Source organism: Pseudomonas sp. SGAir0191, assembly GCF_002812565.2.
Lineage (GTDB): Bacteria > Pseudomonadota > Gammaproteobacteria > Pseudomonadales > Pseudomonadaceae > Aquipseudomonas > Aquipseudomonas parafulva_B.
Genome location: NZ_CP025035.2, coordinates 4,899,223 through 4,913,968, shown reverse-complemented (window position 1 = coordinate 4,913,968; position 14,746 = coordinate 4,899,223). Strand labels below are relative to the sequence as shown.

Genomic DNA, 14,746 nt, shown 5'->3' with positions numbered 1-14,746 from the left:
CAGATAGTCGGTCAGAACGGCAGTTGCAGGTCAGGCTCTACCCGCAGCAACTGCGTGCGAAAAACATCCTTGATACGCTGCAACTCGGCCTCGCTGTCGGCCTCGAAACGCAGTACCAGAACCGGCGTGGTGTTGGAGGCACGCACCAGGCCCCAGCCCTGTGCATAGTCCACTCGCACACCGTCGATGGTGGTCAGGCGCGCGTCACCCCAATCGGCGTCGCGTTGCAGTGCATCAATGATGCTGAATTTACCTTCGTCGGTCACATCAATATTGAGTTCCGGCGTGGAAATATCGTTGGGGAACGCGGCGAATACGGTTTCGGCACTCTGCTCGGTCTTGCTGAGGATTTCCAGCAGGCGCGCAGCGCTGTAGATGCCGTCGTCGAAACCGTACCAGCGTTCCTTGATGAAGATATGACCGCTCATCTCGCCTGCCAGCAAGGCGCCGGTCTGCTGCATCTTCTTCTTCATCAACGAATGACCGGTCTTCCACATCAGGGTACGACCGCCCAATCGTTCGATCAGGGGGATGAGGCGTCGGGTGCATTTGACGTCGAAGATGATTTCGGCGCCTGGGTTGCGAGCCAAGACATCCTGGGCAAACAGCATCAGCAAGCGGTCGGCGTAGATGATGCTGCCGGCCTCGGTTACCACACCGACGCGATCCGCGTCGCCGTCGAATGCCAGGCCCAGGTCCGCACCCGTGCGCCTGACCGTGTCGATCAGCACCTGAAGGTTTTGCGTCTTGCTGGGATCGGGGTGGTGGTTCGGGAAGTTGCCGTCCACTTCGCTGAACAGCGCAATCACCTCGCAGCCCAACGCTTCGATCAGTTGCGGTGCGATCACGCCAGCGACGCCATTGCCGCAGTCCACGACCACCTTGAGCTTTCTGGCCAGTCTCACGTCACTGACGATCCGCTGGAAATAGCGCTCCAGAATTGCTACCTGTTGCACATGCCCTGTGCCCAAGGTCAGGTCATTGGCCTGCAAGCGGCCGAGCAGCGCCTGGATCTGCTCGTTGGCCAGGGTGTCGCCGGCAATGACGATCTTGAAGCCGTTGTAGTCTGGGGGGTTGTGACTGCCGGTGAGCATCACGCCCGACTTGCTGCCTAGTACGTGGGTGGCGTAGTACAGCGCCGGCGTGGGCACCAGACCGAGGTCGTTCACATGGCAGCCTGCCTCGACCAGGCCGCGGATCAGAGGCTCGACGAGCAGTGGGCCGGACAGGCGACCGTCGCGGCCCACGCTGACCTGGGGTTCGCCCATGGCCAGGCTCTGTGCGCCGACGGCGCGGCCTATCCAGTAGGCGGTATCGGCGTACAGCGTCTTGCCGACGATGCCGCGGATGTCGTAAGCGCGAAAGATACCTGGCGGCAAGTGGGCGCGAACCGCCGGGGCCATGTCGTTCATCTGGAAAACCCCATCAGTCAGAAGCGCTCGGTTGCAGGCGCACGCAGAGCGCTTGGACGAAGGTTACGGCCCGGAGTTCGCCATCCGTGGCGATTTCGCTCATGTCCGGTTCAACGGGTGCCGGAATGACCAAAGCCACCGGCGCCGCGCTGGCTCTGGTCGAACGACTCGACGATCTCGAACTGCGCCTGTACCACGGGCACGAGCACCAGCTGGGCGATACGCTCACCGACTGCGATGGTGAAGGTGGTGGTGCCGCGGTTCCAGCACGACACCATCAGCTCGCCCTGGTAATCCGAATCGATCAGCCCAACCAGGTTGCCCAGCACGATGCCATGCTTGTGGCCCAGGCCCGAGCGCGGCAGCACCAGTGCGGCAAGACCCGGGTCGCTGATATGGATGGACAGGCCTGTCGGAATCAGGACCGTCTGGCCGGGTTCGAGCACCGTGTCTTGCGCGAGCAGGGCGCGCAGGTCAAGGCCAGCGGAGCCCGGCGTGGCGTATTGCGGCAACGGAAATTCGGTACCCAGGCGTGGGTCGAGGATCTTGGCTTGTAATGCGTGCATGTAACTTATTGAACCTGGTTGAGCCGTTCGGCGATGAAGGCAACCAGCTGGCGGGCGATCTTACCCTTGCTGGTCTGCGCGAAGAGGGTCTGGTGCTGCTGGCGATCGATCACGGTCAAGGCGTTCTCTTCACTGTTGAAGCCGATGCTGGGGTTGGCCACATCGTTGGCGACGATCAGGTCGAGGTTTTTATCCTTGAGCTTGCGCGTGGCGTAATCGAGCAAGTGTTCGGTCTCGGCGGCGAAGCCGACACTGAAAGGGCGGTCGGTGCGACCGGCCAGAGTGGCAAGGATATCGGGATTGCGCACCATCTGCAGCAGCATGCCATCGCCAGTCGTGGGATCTTTCTTCAGTTTTTGTGGCGCTATCACCTCTGGGCGGTAGTCCGCCACCGCCGCCGACGCGATGAACAGGTCGCATGGCATGGCCGCCTCACAGGCCGCCAGCATGTCCCGCGCGCTGACCACGTCGATACGGCTGACCCGGTCGGGGGTGGGCAGGTGCACAGGGCCGGTCACGAGGGTCACCCGAGCCCCGGCTTCGGCGGCCGCCTCGGCTAGGGCAAAGCCCATCTTCCCGGAGCTATGATTGGTGATGTAGCGCACCGGGTCGATGTTCTCCTGGGTGGGGCCGGCGGTGATCAGCACGTGCTTGCCGGTCAATGCCTGGCGCTTGAAGCTCTCGGCGGCACACCAGGCCAGGTCGGTGGCCTCGAGCATGCGGCCCAGGCCTACGTCGCCACAGGCCTGGCTGCCCGAGGCAGGACCGAACACCTGAATGCCGCGGCTCCTGAGCACCTGGAGGTTGGCCTGGGTGGCAGCGTCACGCCACATGGCCTGGTTCATGGCCGGGGCGACGGCAACGGTGGCATCGGTGGCCAGTACCAGGGTCGTCAACAGGTCATCGGCCATGCCCTGGGCCAGGCGTGCCATGAGGTCGGCGGTGGCCGGAGCGATCAGTACCAGGTCAGCCCATTTGGCCAGCTCGATATGGCCCATGGCCGCCTCTGCTGCCGGGTCGAGGAGGTCCAGGTGCACCGGGTGGCCGGACAGCGCCTGCAAGGTCAGCGGCGTGATGAATTCAGCGCCACCGCGGGTCATGACGACACGCACCTGGGCGCCGTGCTCCAGGAGTCGGCGGATCAGTTCGGCGCTCTTGTAGGCGGCGATGCCACCACCGACGCCAAGAACGATGCGCTTGCGATACAGCCGCTGCATAGGGTTGCCTTTTTCCAGTGAAAGCGGGCGGCGACAGGAACTGCGTGCGGCAGAACGTCGCATGTACGAGGGCAAATAGATTAACACAGGGCCGAAATGGGCCGCAGCAAGGGCAGGGCAGCGATGAACATCAGGGAATGGCCGGCTCAGGATCGGCCAAGGGAAAAGCTACTGCAGCGTGGGGCGGGGGTGCTGTCTGACGCCGAGCTGCTGGCTGTGCTGCTGGGGTCAGGCGTTGCAGGGCGCAATGTGCTCGACCTGGCGCGCGGCCTGCTGGTGCGCTTTGGCGGCTTGCGGCCGTTTCTCGAGGCCGATCGGCGGGCGGTCTTGCGCGAGCCTGGCATAGGGGAGGTCAAATACGCACAGCTGCAGGCATTGCTGGAAATTGGTCGCCGCTACCTCGATGAAGGGATCACCCGCGCAGCGGCGCTGGAGGAACCCCAGGCCGTACGGCGCTACCTCAAGGCCATGCTGCGCCATGAACCCAGCGAGGTGTTCGGTTGCCTGTTTCTGGACACCAAGCACCGACCGTTGGCGTTCGAGATCCTGTTCAGGGGTACCATCGACCGAGCCAGTGTCTATCCGCGGGAAGTGGTGCGGCGTGCATTGATGCACAACGCCGCGGCGCTGATCCTCTGTCACAACCACCCTTCGGGCAACAGCGAACCCAGCAAAGAGGATGTGCACCTGACTCTTTCGCTCAAGCGTGGGCTGGCCTTGATCGATGTACGCGTGCTGGATCACATCATCATTGGCGACGGGGAGCCGCTGTCCATGGCCGAGCACGGGTGGGTCGTAGCTTAGGGCACGCCACGGCGAGCGCGGCGCAGTTCAGGATGACCTGTCATGACCGGGGGTAAGGGTGGCGCCTTCCCCGATCACCGCAACGCTCAAGCGTGATCGAGGCCTACTTGGTCACGCTCACCTTGCTGAAGTCCAGCCGGCCGAACGGGTTGACCTGATAACCCTCGACACCCTGACGCAGCAGGGCCGCCGCCGTCGGATGCGCCAATGGCACCCACAGCGCCTGCTGCTGGATCAGGGTCTGCGCCTGCTGGTACAGCCGGCTGCGCACGCTCTGATCATTGGTGGTGCGACCGGCACTGATCAGCTGATCCAGGCGATTGTCACAGAACCGCGCGAAGTTGGTCCCGGATTTGACCGCTGCACAGGAGAACTGCGGGGTGAGGAAGTTATCCGGGTCGCCGTTGTCGCCTGCCCAGCCCATGAACAGCAGGTCATGCTCGCCGGCCTTGGCGCGGCGGATGAGTTCGCCCCATTCGATCACCCGAATTTCAGCCTTGATGCCCACCTTGGCGAGATCAGCCTGCAGCATCTGCGCGCCCAGGCTAGGGTTGGGGTTGAGCAGGCTACCGGAAGGGCGTGTCCAGATCGTTGTGCTGAAGCCGTCCGCCAGGCCGGCCTTGGCCAGCAGGGCCTTGGCTTTCTTCACATCCAGTGGGTAACCGGGCAGGTCCTTGGCATAGCTCCAGGTATTGGGCGGATACGGGCCATTGGCCGCAATCGCCGAGTCTTCGAAAACAGCTTTCACGTAGGCCTGTTTGTCGAAGGCCAGGTTGATGGCCTGGCGCACCTCTGGCTTGTCCAGTGGTGGGTGCTGGCTGTTGAGCGCGATGAATGCCGTCATGAACGCTGGCGTGCTGGCCACCTTGAGGCTGCTGTCCTGGCTGGCCTCGGCAATGTCCAGTGGCTTGGGCGACAGTGCTACCTGGCACTCGTTGCGCTTGAGTTTCTGCAGGCGCACGTTTGCATCGGTGGTGATGGCGAAGATCAGTGGGTCGACGGCTGGCTTGCCGGCAAAGTAGTCAGGGTTGGCGCGATAGCGCACCACCGCGTCCTTCTGGAACCGCTGGAAGACGAATGGCCCGGTGCCGATGGGTTGGCTGTTGAGTTTCTCGGGCGTGCCTGCCTTGAGCAACTTGTCGGCATATTCGGCTGAATAGATCGAGGCAAAGCCCATGCTCAGGGTGGCCAGGAAGGTCGCATCCGGGTGGGTAAGGGTAAAGCGCACGGTATTGGGCGCCGGCGCGTCGATCGTCTTGATCAGGCTGCCCAGTTGCAGCGACTGGGCATGGGGGTAGCCGCCGGGCGCTGTCTTGTGCCAGGCGTGAGCGGGGTAGAGCATACGCTGGAAGCTGAACAATACGTCGTCGGCATTGAGCGTACGGCTGGGCTTGAAATAGGCAGTGGTATGGAATTTCACGTTGTCGCGCAGGGTGAAATCGTACACCAGGCCATCGGCCGACACCGTCCAGCTGGCGGCCAGGCTCGGCACCACCTTGCCTTTGCCTGCGTCGAATTCCACCAGGCGGTTCATCAGCACATCGGCCGTGGCATTGGTGGTGGTCAGCGAGTTGTACTGCACCACGTCGAAGCCTTCGGGGCTGGCTTCGCTGCAAACGCTCAGTGGCGCTGCCTGGGCTGCACCCACGGCAAGCAGGGAGGTGAACAATAAGGAAAGGGCGGCGGCACGCATGGTGGCTCCTTGGCTGTCAGTGGCCCATCTGCCAGTGCAGTCTGGAAAAGGCCTACCCTAGTGTGACTGCCAGAAAATGACCACACTCTTTTTTACAATATTGGCGACGAACGGTCGGCGCCTGATAGGGCCTTCGGTCATGCTGCTCGCGGCGGTTCGCCTCGGCTCGAATGTTGATCAGGTATTGTTGCAATCGAGTCTTTCTGGTATAAAGCAGCGCTCTTTTCTAGGGGCTCGGCCTGTCGCATCAGCGAATCCGGTCGATAAGACCTCCAGAATCACGGCGCCTCGGCGCCAAAGACTGAGAGATTAAGCGGCCAACCCATGCCGGGTTGGGCATGTGGTTTTAGAGGGCTGAGTCATGTCGAGAGTCTGTCAAGTTACTGGTAAGGGTCCAGTAACCGGGAACAACATTTCCCACGCAAACAACAAAACCCGTCGTCGTTTCCTGCCAAACCTGCAGCACCACCGTTTCTGGGTTGAATCCGAGAAGCGTTTCGTGCGTCTGCGCGTTTCCGCCAAAGGCATGCGCATCATCGACAAGCGCGGCATCGATGCCGTACTGGTTGACATCCGTAAAGCTGGCGCCAAGGTTTAAGGGAGAGCATCATGCGTGAATTGATCCGTCTGGTTTCGAGTGCCGGTACCGGCCACTTCTACACCACCGACAAGAACAAGCGCACCACCCCGGACAAAATCGAGATCAAGAAATACGATCCCGTTGTTCGCAAGCACGTGGTGTACAAGGAAGCCAAGATCAAGTAATTGATCGGCAACCTGAAAAAAAACCCGCCTCTGAAGAGAGGCGGGTTTTTTTATGTCTGGCCGAAAGGGTCAGCTGGCCAGGGATCACTTCTGCTCGAACAATGCATAGATCTTGCGGCAAGGCTCCAGCACTTCCCATGTCCCTTTGAATCCGGCGGGGATGACGAACCGATCACCCGCACGCAGCGTCTTGCTGGCGCCCTGTTCGTCGCGCAGCACCGACACGCCCTGCACGATTTCGCAGTACTCATGCTCGGTGTAGTTGACCTCCCACTGGCCCGCTTCCCCCTCCCAGACGCCAGCGGCAAACTGCCCGCAGGGGCTTGCATAGTGGTTGTACACGGCCTGGTCCGGCTCGCCTTTGAGCACTTTTTCGGCTGCGGGGCGATAGCGCTCGGCCTCGGTGATGGCCTGGGCGAAGTCGATGATACTGTCGATACTCATAAAGAGGCTCCTGCATGTTCAATAAAATTAACATCACTGGGCGTTTGAGCTGATAGTGTCAAATATATTGATAGTTTGAAAGCGCTGGTTTAGGGTATCGCATGCCTGTGTGCGCCTGTCGCACGCCCGGACCCCGACAACGCCTGCAAGTCCTCAGTGCAGCGTTGCACCTAAACAAGAGGAGGAGTTTCGTATGACCACCCTGACTCGTGCAGACTGGGAACAACGTGCCCAGCAACTGAAGATCGAAGGCCGCGCCTTCATCAACGGCGAATACACCGATGCCGCATCCGGTGAAACCTTCGAGTGCCTGAGCCCGGTCGACGGACGCTTCCTGGCCAAGGTTGCCAGCTGCGACCTGGCCGACGCCAACCGCGCGGTCGAAAACGCCCGCGCGACCTTCAACTCGGGCGTATGGTCACAGCTGGCCCCAGCCAAGCGCAAGGCCATCCTGATCCGCTTCGCCGACTTGCTGCGCAAGAACGTCGAAGAGCTGGCGCTGCTCGAAACACTGGACATGGGCAAACCGATCGGTGACTCCTCCAGCATCGATATCCCAGGCGCTGCCAATGCCATTCACTGGACAGCCGAAGCCATCGACAAGGTGTACGACGAAGTCGCTCCGACGCCGCACGATCAACTGGGCCTGGTCACACGCGAGCCAGTGGGCGTGGTGGGTGCCATCGTTCCCTGGAACTTCCCGCTGCTGATGGCGAGTTGGAAGTTGGGCCCAGCGTTGGCTACGGGCAACTCGGTCGTGCTCAAACCTTCCGAGAAGTCGCCGCTGACCGCTATTCGCATCGCTCAGTTGGCAGTGGAAGCCGGTATCCCAGCAGGTGTGCTGAACGTGCTGCCTGGCTATGGCCACACCGTGGGCAAGGCCCTGGCCCTGCACATGGACGTCGACACCCTGGTATTCACCGGTTCGACCAAGATCGCCAAGCAGCTGATGGTGTATGCAGGCGAGTCGAACATGAAGCGCATCTGGCTGGAAGCCGGTGGCAAGAGCCCGAACATCGTCTTCGCCGACGCGCCAGACCTTGAGGCCGCCGCCCAGGCTGCTGCCAGCGCCATCGCCTTCAACCAGGGTGAAGTGTGCACCGCAGGTTCGCGCTTGCTGGTGGAGCGCTCGATCAAGGACACCTTCCTGCCCATGGTGGTCGAGGCCCTCAAGGCCTGGAAGCCCGGCAACCCGCTGGACCCGCAGACCACCGTGGGTGCACTGGTCGATACCCAGCAGATGATTACCGTGTTGTCGTACATCGAGGCGGGTCACAAGGACGGCGCCAAGCTGCTGACCGGCGGCAAGCGGACGCTGGAAGATACCGGCGGCACCTACGTCGAGCCGACCATCTTCGACGGTGTGACCAATGCCATGAAAATCGCCCAGGAAGAAATCTTCGGCCCGGTACTGTCCGTGATTGCCTTCGACACGGCCGAGGAGGCGGTTGCCATCGCCAACGACACACCCTATGGGTTGGCGGCGGGCATCTGGACTTCGGACATTTCCAAGGCGCACAGGACGGCCCGTGCCGTACGCGCCGGCAGTGTCTGGGTCAACCAATATGATGGCGGCGACATGACCGCGCCATTCGGTGGCTTCAAGCAGTCGGGTAACGGCCGTGACAAGTCGCTGCACGCGCTGGAGAAGTACACCGAGCTCAAGGCCACCTGGATCAAGCTGTAAGTCCAGCGGCCCCTCGGCAGGTCGGCTTCCAAGGCCCTGGCACGCTTTCGCGAGCTGAGCCGGGACTGAGCAAGCTCGACTGCCAGCGGGGACTGACATTCCAATACTGGCCGGGGCGGCGCATACCGTCCCGGCTTCGTCGTTTCTGCCATACAAGAATGCTGCCTGGGAGGCCGTCATGCGTTGGGGAACCTATTTTGCCGTGCTGGCATCGGTGCTGAGCGTCGGGCTCGCATTGGGTGTGAGCATGCCGTTGGTGTCCTTGCGTCTGGAAGCCTGGGGTTATGGCAGCTTCGCCATTGGCGTCATGGCCGCCATGCCTGCCCTGGGCGTGCTGGCCGGCGCCAGCCTGGCCAGCCGGCTTGCCGGGTGGGTGGGCGTGCCTGCGGCCATGCGCCTGTGCCTGTGGGGCGGGGCATTGTCCATTGGCCTGTTGGCCCTGCTGCCAAGCTATCCGCTTTGGCTGGTGCTGCGGCTGTTGATCGGCATGGCGTTGACCGTGGTGTTCGTGCTGGGTGAGAGCTGGATCAACCAACTGGTGGTCGAGCAGTGGCGCGGACGGCTGGTGGCTCTGTACGGGAGTAGCTATGCGCTGAGCCAACTGGCGGGTCCGTTGGTGCTGGGCATGCTGGGGTCGGATGACGACTTCGGCTTCTGGGCGGCGACCGGCCTGCTGCTGGTATCGCCCTTGCTGTTGCTGGGTCGCGGGGGCGCGCCCTCTACAGAGGCTTGCAACGTCACCTTTGCCGACCTGTTCGCCTTCTGCAGAAGGCTGCCCGTGATCGCCTGGGCCATTGCGTTGTTTGCTTCGTTCGAAGCCATGATCCTGACCCTGCTGCCGGTGTACTGCCTGCAACAGGGCCTGAGCACGGAAATCGCGTTGTTCATGGTCAGTACGGTAGTGGTCGGCGATGCGGTGCTGCAGTTGCCCATTGGCGCACTGGCGGACCATATGTCGCGGCGCGCGCTGTTCACCGGTTGCGCGCTGGCATTGCTGGGGTCGAGCCTTGCCATCCCCCTGCTGTTGCACACCTGGGCCATCTGGCCTGTGTGGGTATTGTTTGGCGCTAGCGCTGGGGGGTTGTTCACCTTGTCGCTGGTGTTGATCGGCGAGCGCTATCGAGACGATGCCCTGGTGCGGGCCAATGCCCACGTGGCCCAGCTGTGGGGCATCGGTTGCCTGCTTGGGCCGTTACTGGCCGGCGCAGGCAGCCAGTGGATCAGTGGGCATGCCTTGCCGCTGCTGATGGCAGCAGGCGCCGCTGGGCTTGTGGTGCTGACCCGGCGGCGCGGAGCGTTCGAGCCAGCGGCTGCGTGACGGTGCAGCGCTAGAGCATCTTTTCAAGCCCGACCGCCTTGCTGATCCAGGCATTGAATCGTCGCCACAGGCTACCAGGCTCTGACGTGAGCACCCGCCGCTGTCCGTCTTCCTCGGTCACCCAGACCAGCTTGCCGGCCACGAGCTCAGGCTGATAGCTCAGGGCCGGTGCCATGCCCTGCACCGCCAGTGCACGGGTGTATTCGGCAAGTTCGGGGCTGTCGACCAGTACGCCGACTTCGGTGTTCCACAGCACCGAGCGTGGATCGAAATTGAACGAGCCAATGAACGTCTTGTGACGGTCGAACACGATCGCCTTGCTGTGCAGGCTGGAGTTGGAGCTGCCATGGAAACTCAGTTTGCCCGCGCTGGGGTCTCCGGGCTGGCGGCGCATTTCATACAGCTTCACCCCGTGCTCCAGCAGCGCCTTGCGGTAAGGTGCATAACCGCCGTGTACGGCAGGCACATCGGTAGCCTCCAGTGAGTTGGTCAACAGCTTTACTGAAATACCCGCGTCGGCACTCTGGGTGAGGTAAAGCAGCCCCGGTTCGCCGGGTACGAAATAAGCGGAGACCAGAATCAGTTCGTGACGCACATCGCGCAGGTCAGGGCCGAGTTGTCGGGTCAGCAGTAGCTGTGGATCAGGCTCGTCATCGGCCAGCACCTTGCTGGGGGCGTCCCATAGCGCCTGGGCATGGGCCCAGATGAGTTCGTTGCGCCAGGTGTCCAGTCGCGGCTGGGATTGGTAGGCCATCAAGCGGTCGTACAAGACCTTGCGCCGGGTTCTGGCTTCGGCCAGCGAGACTTCCAGCCGATGGCGGCTGGTACGCAGGTCACCGGCATTGGGCTGGTGCCAGAGGAAATCGGTGATCGGGCGGCTCAGGGCGCTGTTCCAGTACTGATCGAAGCTGTGTCCCAACTGTTCTGCTATAGGGCCCACACCCAGCAGATCGATGTCGGTGAAGTTCAGGTTGGGCTCGGCATCGAAGTACTCGTCGCCCAGGTTTCGCCCGCCGACGATGGCCATGCTGTTGTCCACCAGGAACAGCTTGTTGTGCATGCGTCGGTGCTGACGCGACAGATTGAGCAACCGGCCCATGGCGCGTGTGACCCCGGTGGCGCGCCCCAGGTGCAGGGGGTTGAACACACGGATCTGGATGTTCGGGTGGGCGGCGAGGGTGCCCATGATTGCATCCAGGCCGTCACTGGTGGTGTCGTCCAGCAGAATGCGTACGCGCACGCCCCGGTCGGCCGCCCGCAACAGCTCATGGACCAGGGCGCGGGTGCTGAGTCCGTCATGGACGATGTAGTACTGCACGTCGATGCTGGCCTGCGCATTGCGTATCAGCTCGGCGCGCGCCCGGAAAGCCTCGTTGCTGTTGGGGAGTAGGCGAAAGCCGGAACGGCCTTCATAAGGGGCTGCCTGGCGCAGCACCGAGCGGCCGAACGCCGAGCCATCGGCGGGCAGGGCTTGACTGGTTTGGCGCGGCGTATCGACGCTGGCGCAGCCGCAGACGCCGAGCAGCAGCGTCAGCAGCAAGGGTAGGGCTCGCTGGAGTTTCAACGGTGGATCGTCCTGTGCAGCAGGGCTTTGGGATTGGACAGTGGCGGGCAACGCAAAGTTACGTCGCGACGATGTCCTCGTCCAGCAAGCGTTGGGCGGTCTCACCAACCTTGCGCACCGCCGCCTCGATTTGCGCAGTGGGCCTGGCGGCGAAGTTCATGCGCAGGCAGTGACGGAACTTGCCGGAAGCGGAAAAGATGCTGCCCACGGCCACTTGTACGCCTTGCTCCAACAAGGCGTGATTGAGCTGCAAGGTATCGAAATGTTCCGGCAATTCCACCCACAGCATGAAGCCGCCTTGCGGACGGCTTACGCGGGTGCCCTGCGGAAAATACCGGGTCACCCAGTCGCTCATCAATTCACGGCTGCGTTGGTACTGGCTGCGCATGCGCCGCACATGGGGTTGGTAATGCCCGTTGGCGATGAAGTCCGCCACCGCCAATTGAGGCTGACTGGCGGTGCTGCCCGTGCTGATGTACTTCATGTGCAGGACCCGCTCCAGGTAGCGCCCAGGCGCTACCCAACCGACACGCAGGCCAGGGGCAAGCGTCTTGGAAAATGAACTGCACAACAGTACGCGGCCTTGCGTATCGAATGACTTGACCGTCCGTGGCCGAGGGTAGGTATAGGCCAGGTCACCGTAGACATCGTCCTCGAGAATGGCGACGTCGTAGCGCTGTGCAAGGTTCAACAGGGCCTTTTTGCGAGCCTCGGGCATGATGTAGCCCAGTGGGTTGTTGCAACTTGGGGTGATCTGGATGAGCTTGATCGGCCACTGGTCAAGGGCCAGTTCGAGCGCCTCGAGGCTGATGCCCGTCACCGGGTCTGTGGGGATCTCCAGCGCCTTCATGCCCAGGCCCTTGAGCGTCTGCATGGCGCCATGGAAGCTGGGCGAGTCCACCGCAACGATATCGCCAGGCTCGCACACGGCGCGGATGCTGCACGACAGGGCTTCGTGGCAGCCTGTCGTCACCACCAACTCAGAGGGCGAGAGCCTGCAACCAGAGTCCAGGGCCAGGCGTGCCACCTGTTCACGCAAGGCCAGGTTGCCGTGAATATTGTCGTAATACAGCCCGGGCATGTCCTGCCGACGGCTGAGCCTGGCGAGGCTGCGCAACAGCGGCTTGAGGGTAGGGCTCTCGATGTCCGGCATGCCCCGTCCAAGCTGTATCACCCCCGGTTGCGGGGTACTGCGCACCAGCTCCAGAACCTGCTCCCATTGGGAAATGTCCACCGGGCGCTGGGCTGGCCGGCTGACCGCCGGCAAGGCCGGCAGGTGGCGATGGTCGCTCACGAAGTAGCCGGACTTTGGCCGTGGCGAGACCATGCCACTGTCTTCGAGCATGCGGTAGGCCTGCTGCACGGTGCTCAGGCTCACCCCATGCTCCACGCTCAGTGCCCGCACCGATGGCAGCCGCTGGCCGGGCCGATAGAGGCCCTGTTCGATACGCGCGCCGAGTACCTCGGCAAGGTTCAGATAGAGCGTCACGTCATACTCCTGGGCTGCACCGATCAACGCACCATACAGATTGGCAGAAAAGGCAGCATTCAGTTACCTGGAAGCCCGATCTGTATCCAAATAATAACGCTTTTTTGGATCTGTATTGTCAGGCCGTGCACCCCGCATGCTGTCCCCACATTGTCATCGAAAGGGAGACAGCAGCGATGGGAAGCTTGAGCGATGTGCGCATCGAACAGTCGGTAGGCGAAAAAGAGGCCCTGCAGCGAAGCAAAACCCACGCTGCGCCCCAGGCTTTGAGCCGCTGGCGGCTGATGTTGCGCCGCTGGCACACCCGCAGGGCGCTGTTACAGTTGAGCGACCATGAACTGCGCGATGTGGGTCTCAGCTGGCAAGAGGCGCGCTCGGAAGGCTGCAAGCCTTTCTGGAAGCCGTGACTGCTTTCACACCAGCTCCTTGAGCCTGTGCCACAGCATGCCCAAGGCCAGTAAGGGTGAGCGCAAGTGCTTGCCGCCTGGGAACGTCATGTGTGGCACCTTGGCAAACAAGTCGAAACGCCCGCTTTGCTGGCCGCTGATGGCTTCCCCGAGCAGGCGGGCGGCCAGGTGAGTAGCGTTCAGCCCGTGGCCTGCGTAGGCCTGGGCGTAGTAAACGTTCGGCTGATCAGGCAGGCGGCCCACCTGGGGCAGGCGGTTGGCGCCGATCCCGATCATGCCGCCCCACTGGTAATCGATGCGTACGTCGGCCAGCTGAGGGAACACGCGCAGCATCTTGGGCCGCATGTAGGCGGCGATATCCTTTGGATCGCGCCCGGAATAATGGCAAGCGCCGCCGAACAGCAGCCGGTGATCTGCGCTCAGGCGGTAGTAGTCCAGCGCCACGCGCTGGTCGCACACGGCCATGTTCTGTGGCAACAGCGAGCGTGCGCGCGCTTCACCCAGCGGCTCGGTGGCGATGAGGTAACTGCCGGCGGGCAATACCTTGCCGCCCAGCTCACCGTTCAAACCATTGAGGTAGGCGTTGCAGCACAGGACCAGCGTTTGCGCCCGGACCCGGCCCTGGGCGGTGTGTACCTGCACCTGCGGGCCATAGTCGATGCGGGTCACCTCGGACTGCTCGTGGAGTTTCACACCCAGGCGCGCGGCTGCCGCGGCTTCGCCCAACGCCAGGTTAAGGGGGTGCAAGTGGCCAGAGCCCATGTCCACCAGCCCGCCTGCATAGCGCTGCGAGCCCACCACATCGTGAATGTCATCCTTTGCGACCAGCCGCAGTTCGTGGGCGTAACCCAGGCTGCGCAAGTGTTCGGCCTCTTCGGCAAGGCCCGCCATTTGCGCCGGTTTGTTGGCCAGGTCGCAATAGCCCCAGGTCAGGTCGCAGGCGATGGCGTGCCGCGCTACACGATCGCGCACGATCTGCACGGCTTCCAGCCCCATCAGTTGCAAGTCGCGAACGCCCTGCTCGCCGATGACCGGCAGGAACTGCTCCAGACCATGGCCGACCCCGCGGATCAACTGCCCACCGTTGCGCCCACTGGCGCCCCAGCCGATCTTGCGCGCTTCGAGCAGGATCACCGAGAAGCCCCGCTCGGCCAACTCCAGGGCCGTGTTCAAACCGGAGTAGCCACCACCGATGATGCACACATCGGCGGTGTGCTCGCCTTGCAGATAGGCATGATCAGGGTGAGGCGCGCTGCTGGCGGCGTAGTAGGAAGCGGCGTGCTGCGCGCTGTGGATCATTGGACGAGTCCTGGTGCGTGGGCTGGAACGGGAGAATAAGCCGCAGGCCCAGGGCGGGCAACCGGCCTATAATGGGCGGAC

14 protein-coding genes are annotated in these 14,746 nt (G+C 62.7%); 6 read left to right on the top strand and 8 right to left on the bottom strand.

All coding sequences use genetic code 11. The features are described 5' to 3' along the window. Window positions 1-11: 11 nt before the first annotated feature. The 3 genes from CWR53_RS22105 to coaBC form a co-directional block, all read right to left on the bottom strand. Complete coding sequence (locus tag CWR53_RS22105; RefSeq protein WP_375335508.1) at window positions 12-1,403, bottom strand: phosphomannomutase/phosphoglucomutase; 1,392 nt, start codon at window positions 1,401-1,403, stop codon at window positions 12-14. A gap of 119 nt (window positions 1,404-1,522) precedes the next feature. After that, window positions 1,523-1,978, bottom strand: a complete 456-nt coding sequence (gene dut / locus CWR53_RS22100) for a dUTP diphosphatase (protein ID WP_058638836.1) — start codon at window positions 1,976-1,978, stop codon at window positions 1,523-1,525. A gap of 5 nt (window positions 1,979-1,983) precedes the next feature. Further along, window positions 1,984-3,195, bottom strand: coding sequence for a bifunctional phosphopantothenoylcysteine decarboxylase/phosphopantothenate--cysteine ligase CoaBC (gene coaBC / locus CWR53_RS22095; protein ID WP_023532606.1), 1,212 nt, complete (start codon window positions 3,193-3,195; stop codon window positions 1,984-1,986). A gap of 123 nt (window positions 3,196-3,318) precedes the next feature. Here coaBC and radC point away from each other — a divergent pair, with 123 nt between their 5' ends. Continuing rightward, window positions 3,319-3,999, top strand: coding sequence for a DNA repair protein RadC (gene radC, locus CWR53_RS22090; RefSeq protein WP_100852697.1), 681 nt, complete (start codon window positions 3,319-3,321; stop codon window positions 3,997-3,999). 103 nt (window positions 4,000-4,102) lie between these two features. Here radC and CWR53_RS22085 read toward each other — a convergent pair whose 3' ends face one another. Beyond that, window positions 4,103-5,692, bottom strand: a complete 1,590-nt coding sequence (locus tag CWR53_RS22085; protein WP_058602777.1) for an ABC transporter substrate-binding protein — start codon at window positions 5,690-5,692, stop codon at window positions 4,103-4,105. Between the two features lie 361 nt (window positions 5,693-6,053). Between CWR53_RS22085 and rpmB the strand changes: the two genes are divergently transcribed. Further along, a complete protein-coding gene (rpmB, locus tag CWR53_RS22080; protein WP_003253504.1) occupies window positions 6,054-6,290 on the top strand; it encodes a 50S ribosomal protein L28 in 237 nt (78 codons plus the stop codon). Window positions 6,291-6,301: 11 nt separating this feature from the next. Further along, the gene (rpmG, locus tag CWR53_RS22075) at window positions 6,302-6,457 is read left to right on the top strand and encodes a 50S ribosomal protein L33 (protein WP_003253507.1); all 156 of its coding nucleotides are present in this window, start codon (window positions 6,302-6,304) and stop codon (window positions 6,455-6,457) included. Between the two features lie 84 nt (window positions 6,458-6,541). Here the strand turns inward: rpmG and CWR53_RS22070 are convergent, their stop codons facing one another. After that, window positions 6,542-6,901 carry a cupin domain-containing protein gene (locus CWR53_RS22070; protein ID WP_100852493.1) on the bottom strand — a complete coding sequence of 120 codons (360 nt, stop codon included), beginning with the start codon at window positions 6,899-6,901 and terminating at the stop codon, window positions 6,542-6,544. Window positions 6,902-7,094: 193 nt separating this feature from the next. Between CWR53_RS22070 and CWR53_RS22065 the strand changes: the two genes are divergently transcribed. Next, window positions 7,095-8,588, top strand: coding sequence for an aldehyde dehydrogenase (locus CWR53_RS22065; RefSeq protein ID WP_100852492.1), 1,494 nt, complete (start codon window positions 7,095-7,097; stop codon window positions 8,586-8,588). A gap of 178 nt (window positions 8,589-8,766) precedes the next feature. Further along, window positions 8,767-9,906, top strand: a complete 1,140-nt coding sequence (locus CWR53_RS22060) for an MFS transporter (RefSeq protein WP_058638839.1) — start codon at window positions 8,767-8,769, stop codon at window positions 9,904-9,906. Window positions 9,907-9,916: 10 nt separating this feature from the next. On the opposite strand, the gene CWR53_RS22055 is transcribed toward CWR53_RS22060, so the two are convergent. After that, entirely contained in the window at window positions 9,917-11,470 is a 1,554-nt protein-coding gene (locus tag CWR53_RS22055; RefSeq protein WP_058602781.1) for a phospholipase D family protein, read from the bottom strand. Window positions 11,471-11,528: 58 nt separating this feature from the next. Then, window positions 11,529-12,959, bottom strand: a complete 1,431-nt coding sequence (locus tag CWR53_RS22050; protein ID WP_058602782.1) for a PLP-dependent aminotransferase family protein — start codon at window positions 12,957-12,959, stop codon at window positions 11,529-11,531. A 176-nt stretch (window positions 12,960-13,135) separates the two neighbouring features. Here CWR53_RS22050 and CWR53_RS22045 point away from each other — a divergent pair, with 176 nt between their 5' ends. Continuing rightward, window positions 13,136-13,366 (top strand): DUF1127 domain-containing protein, encoded by a 231-nt coding sequence (locus CWR53_RS22045; protein WP_078479345.1) that lies wholly within the window; start codon window positions 13,136-13,138, stop codon window positions 13,364-13,366. A gap of 6 nt (window positions 13,367-13,372) precedes the next feature. Here the strand turns inward: CWR53_RS22045 and CWR53_RS22040 are convergent, their stop codons facing one another. Next, entirely contained in the window at window positions 13,373-14,665 is a 1,293-nt protein-coding gene (locus CWR53_RS22040) for an FAD-binding oxidoreductase (RefSeq protein ID WP_100852491.1), read from the bottom strand. Window positions 14,666-14,746: the final 81 nt, after the last annotated feature.

Excerpts from the sequence above, each read along its gene's own strand:
- CWR53_RS22065 (WP_100852492.1), top strand. The coding sequence starts at position 7,095 with ATGACCACCCTGACTCGTGCAGACTGGGAACAACGTGCCCAGCAACTG.
- coaBC (WP_023532606.1), bottom strand. The coding sequence starts at position 3,195 with ATGCAGCGGCTGTATCGCAAGCGCATCGTTCTTGGCGTCGGTGGTGGC.
- rpmG (WP_003253507.1), top strand. The coding sequence starts at position 6,302 with ATGCGTGAATTGATCCGTCTGGTTTCGAGTGCCGGTACCGGCCACTTC.
- rpmB (WP_003253504.1), top strand. The coding sequence starts at position 6,054 with ATGTCGAGAGTCTGTCAAGTTACTGGTAAGGGTCCAGTAACCGGGAAC.
- radC (WP_100852697.1), top strand. The coding sequence starts at position 3,319 with ATGAACATCAGGGAATGGCCGGCTCAGGATCGGCCAAGGGAAAAGCTA.
- CWR53_RS22060 (WP_058638839.1), top strand. The coding sequence starts at position 8,767 with ATGCGTTGGGGAACCTATTTTGCCGTGCTGGCATCGGTGCTGAGCGTC.
- CWR53_RS22070 (WP_100852493.1), bottom strand. The coding sequence starts at position 6,901 with ATGAGTATCGACAGTATCATCGACTTCGCCCAGGCCATCACCGAGGCC.
- CWR53_RS22045 (WP_078479345.1), top strand. The coding sequence starts at position 13,136 with ATGGGAAGCTTGAGCGATGTGCGCATCGAACAGTCGGTAGGCGAAAAA.
- CWR53_RS22040 (WP_100852491.1), bottom strand. The coding sequence starts at position 14,665 with ATGATCCACAGCGCGCAGCACGCCGCTTCCTACTACGCCGCCAGCAGC.
- CWR53_RS22105 (WP_375335508.1), bottom strand. The coding sequence starts at position 1,403 with ATGGCCCCGGCGGTTCGCGCCCACTTGCCGCCAGGTATCTTTCGCGCT.
- dut (WP_058638836.1), bottom strand. The coding sequence starts at position 1,978 with ATGCACGCATTACAAGCCAAGATCCTCGACCCACGCCTGGGTACCGAA.
- CWR53_RS22085 (WP_058602777.1), bottom strand. The coding sequence starts at position 5,692 with ATGCGTGCCGCCGCCCTTTCCTTATTGTTCACCTCCCTGCTTGCCGTG.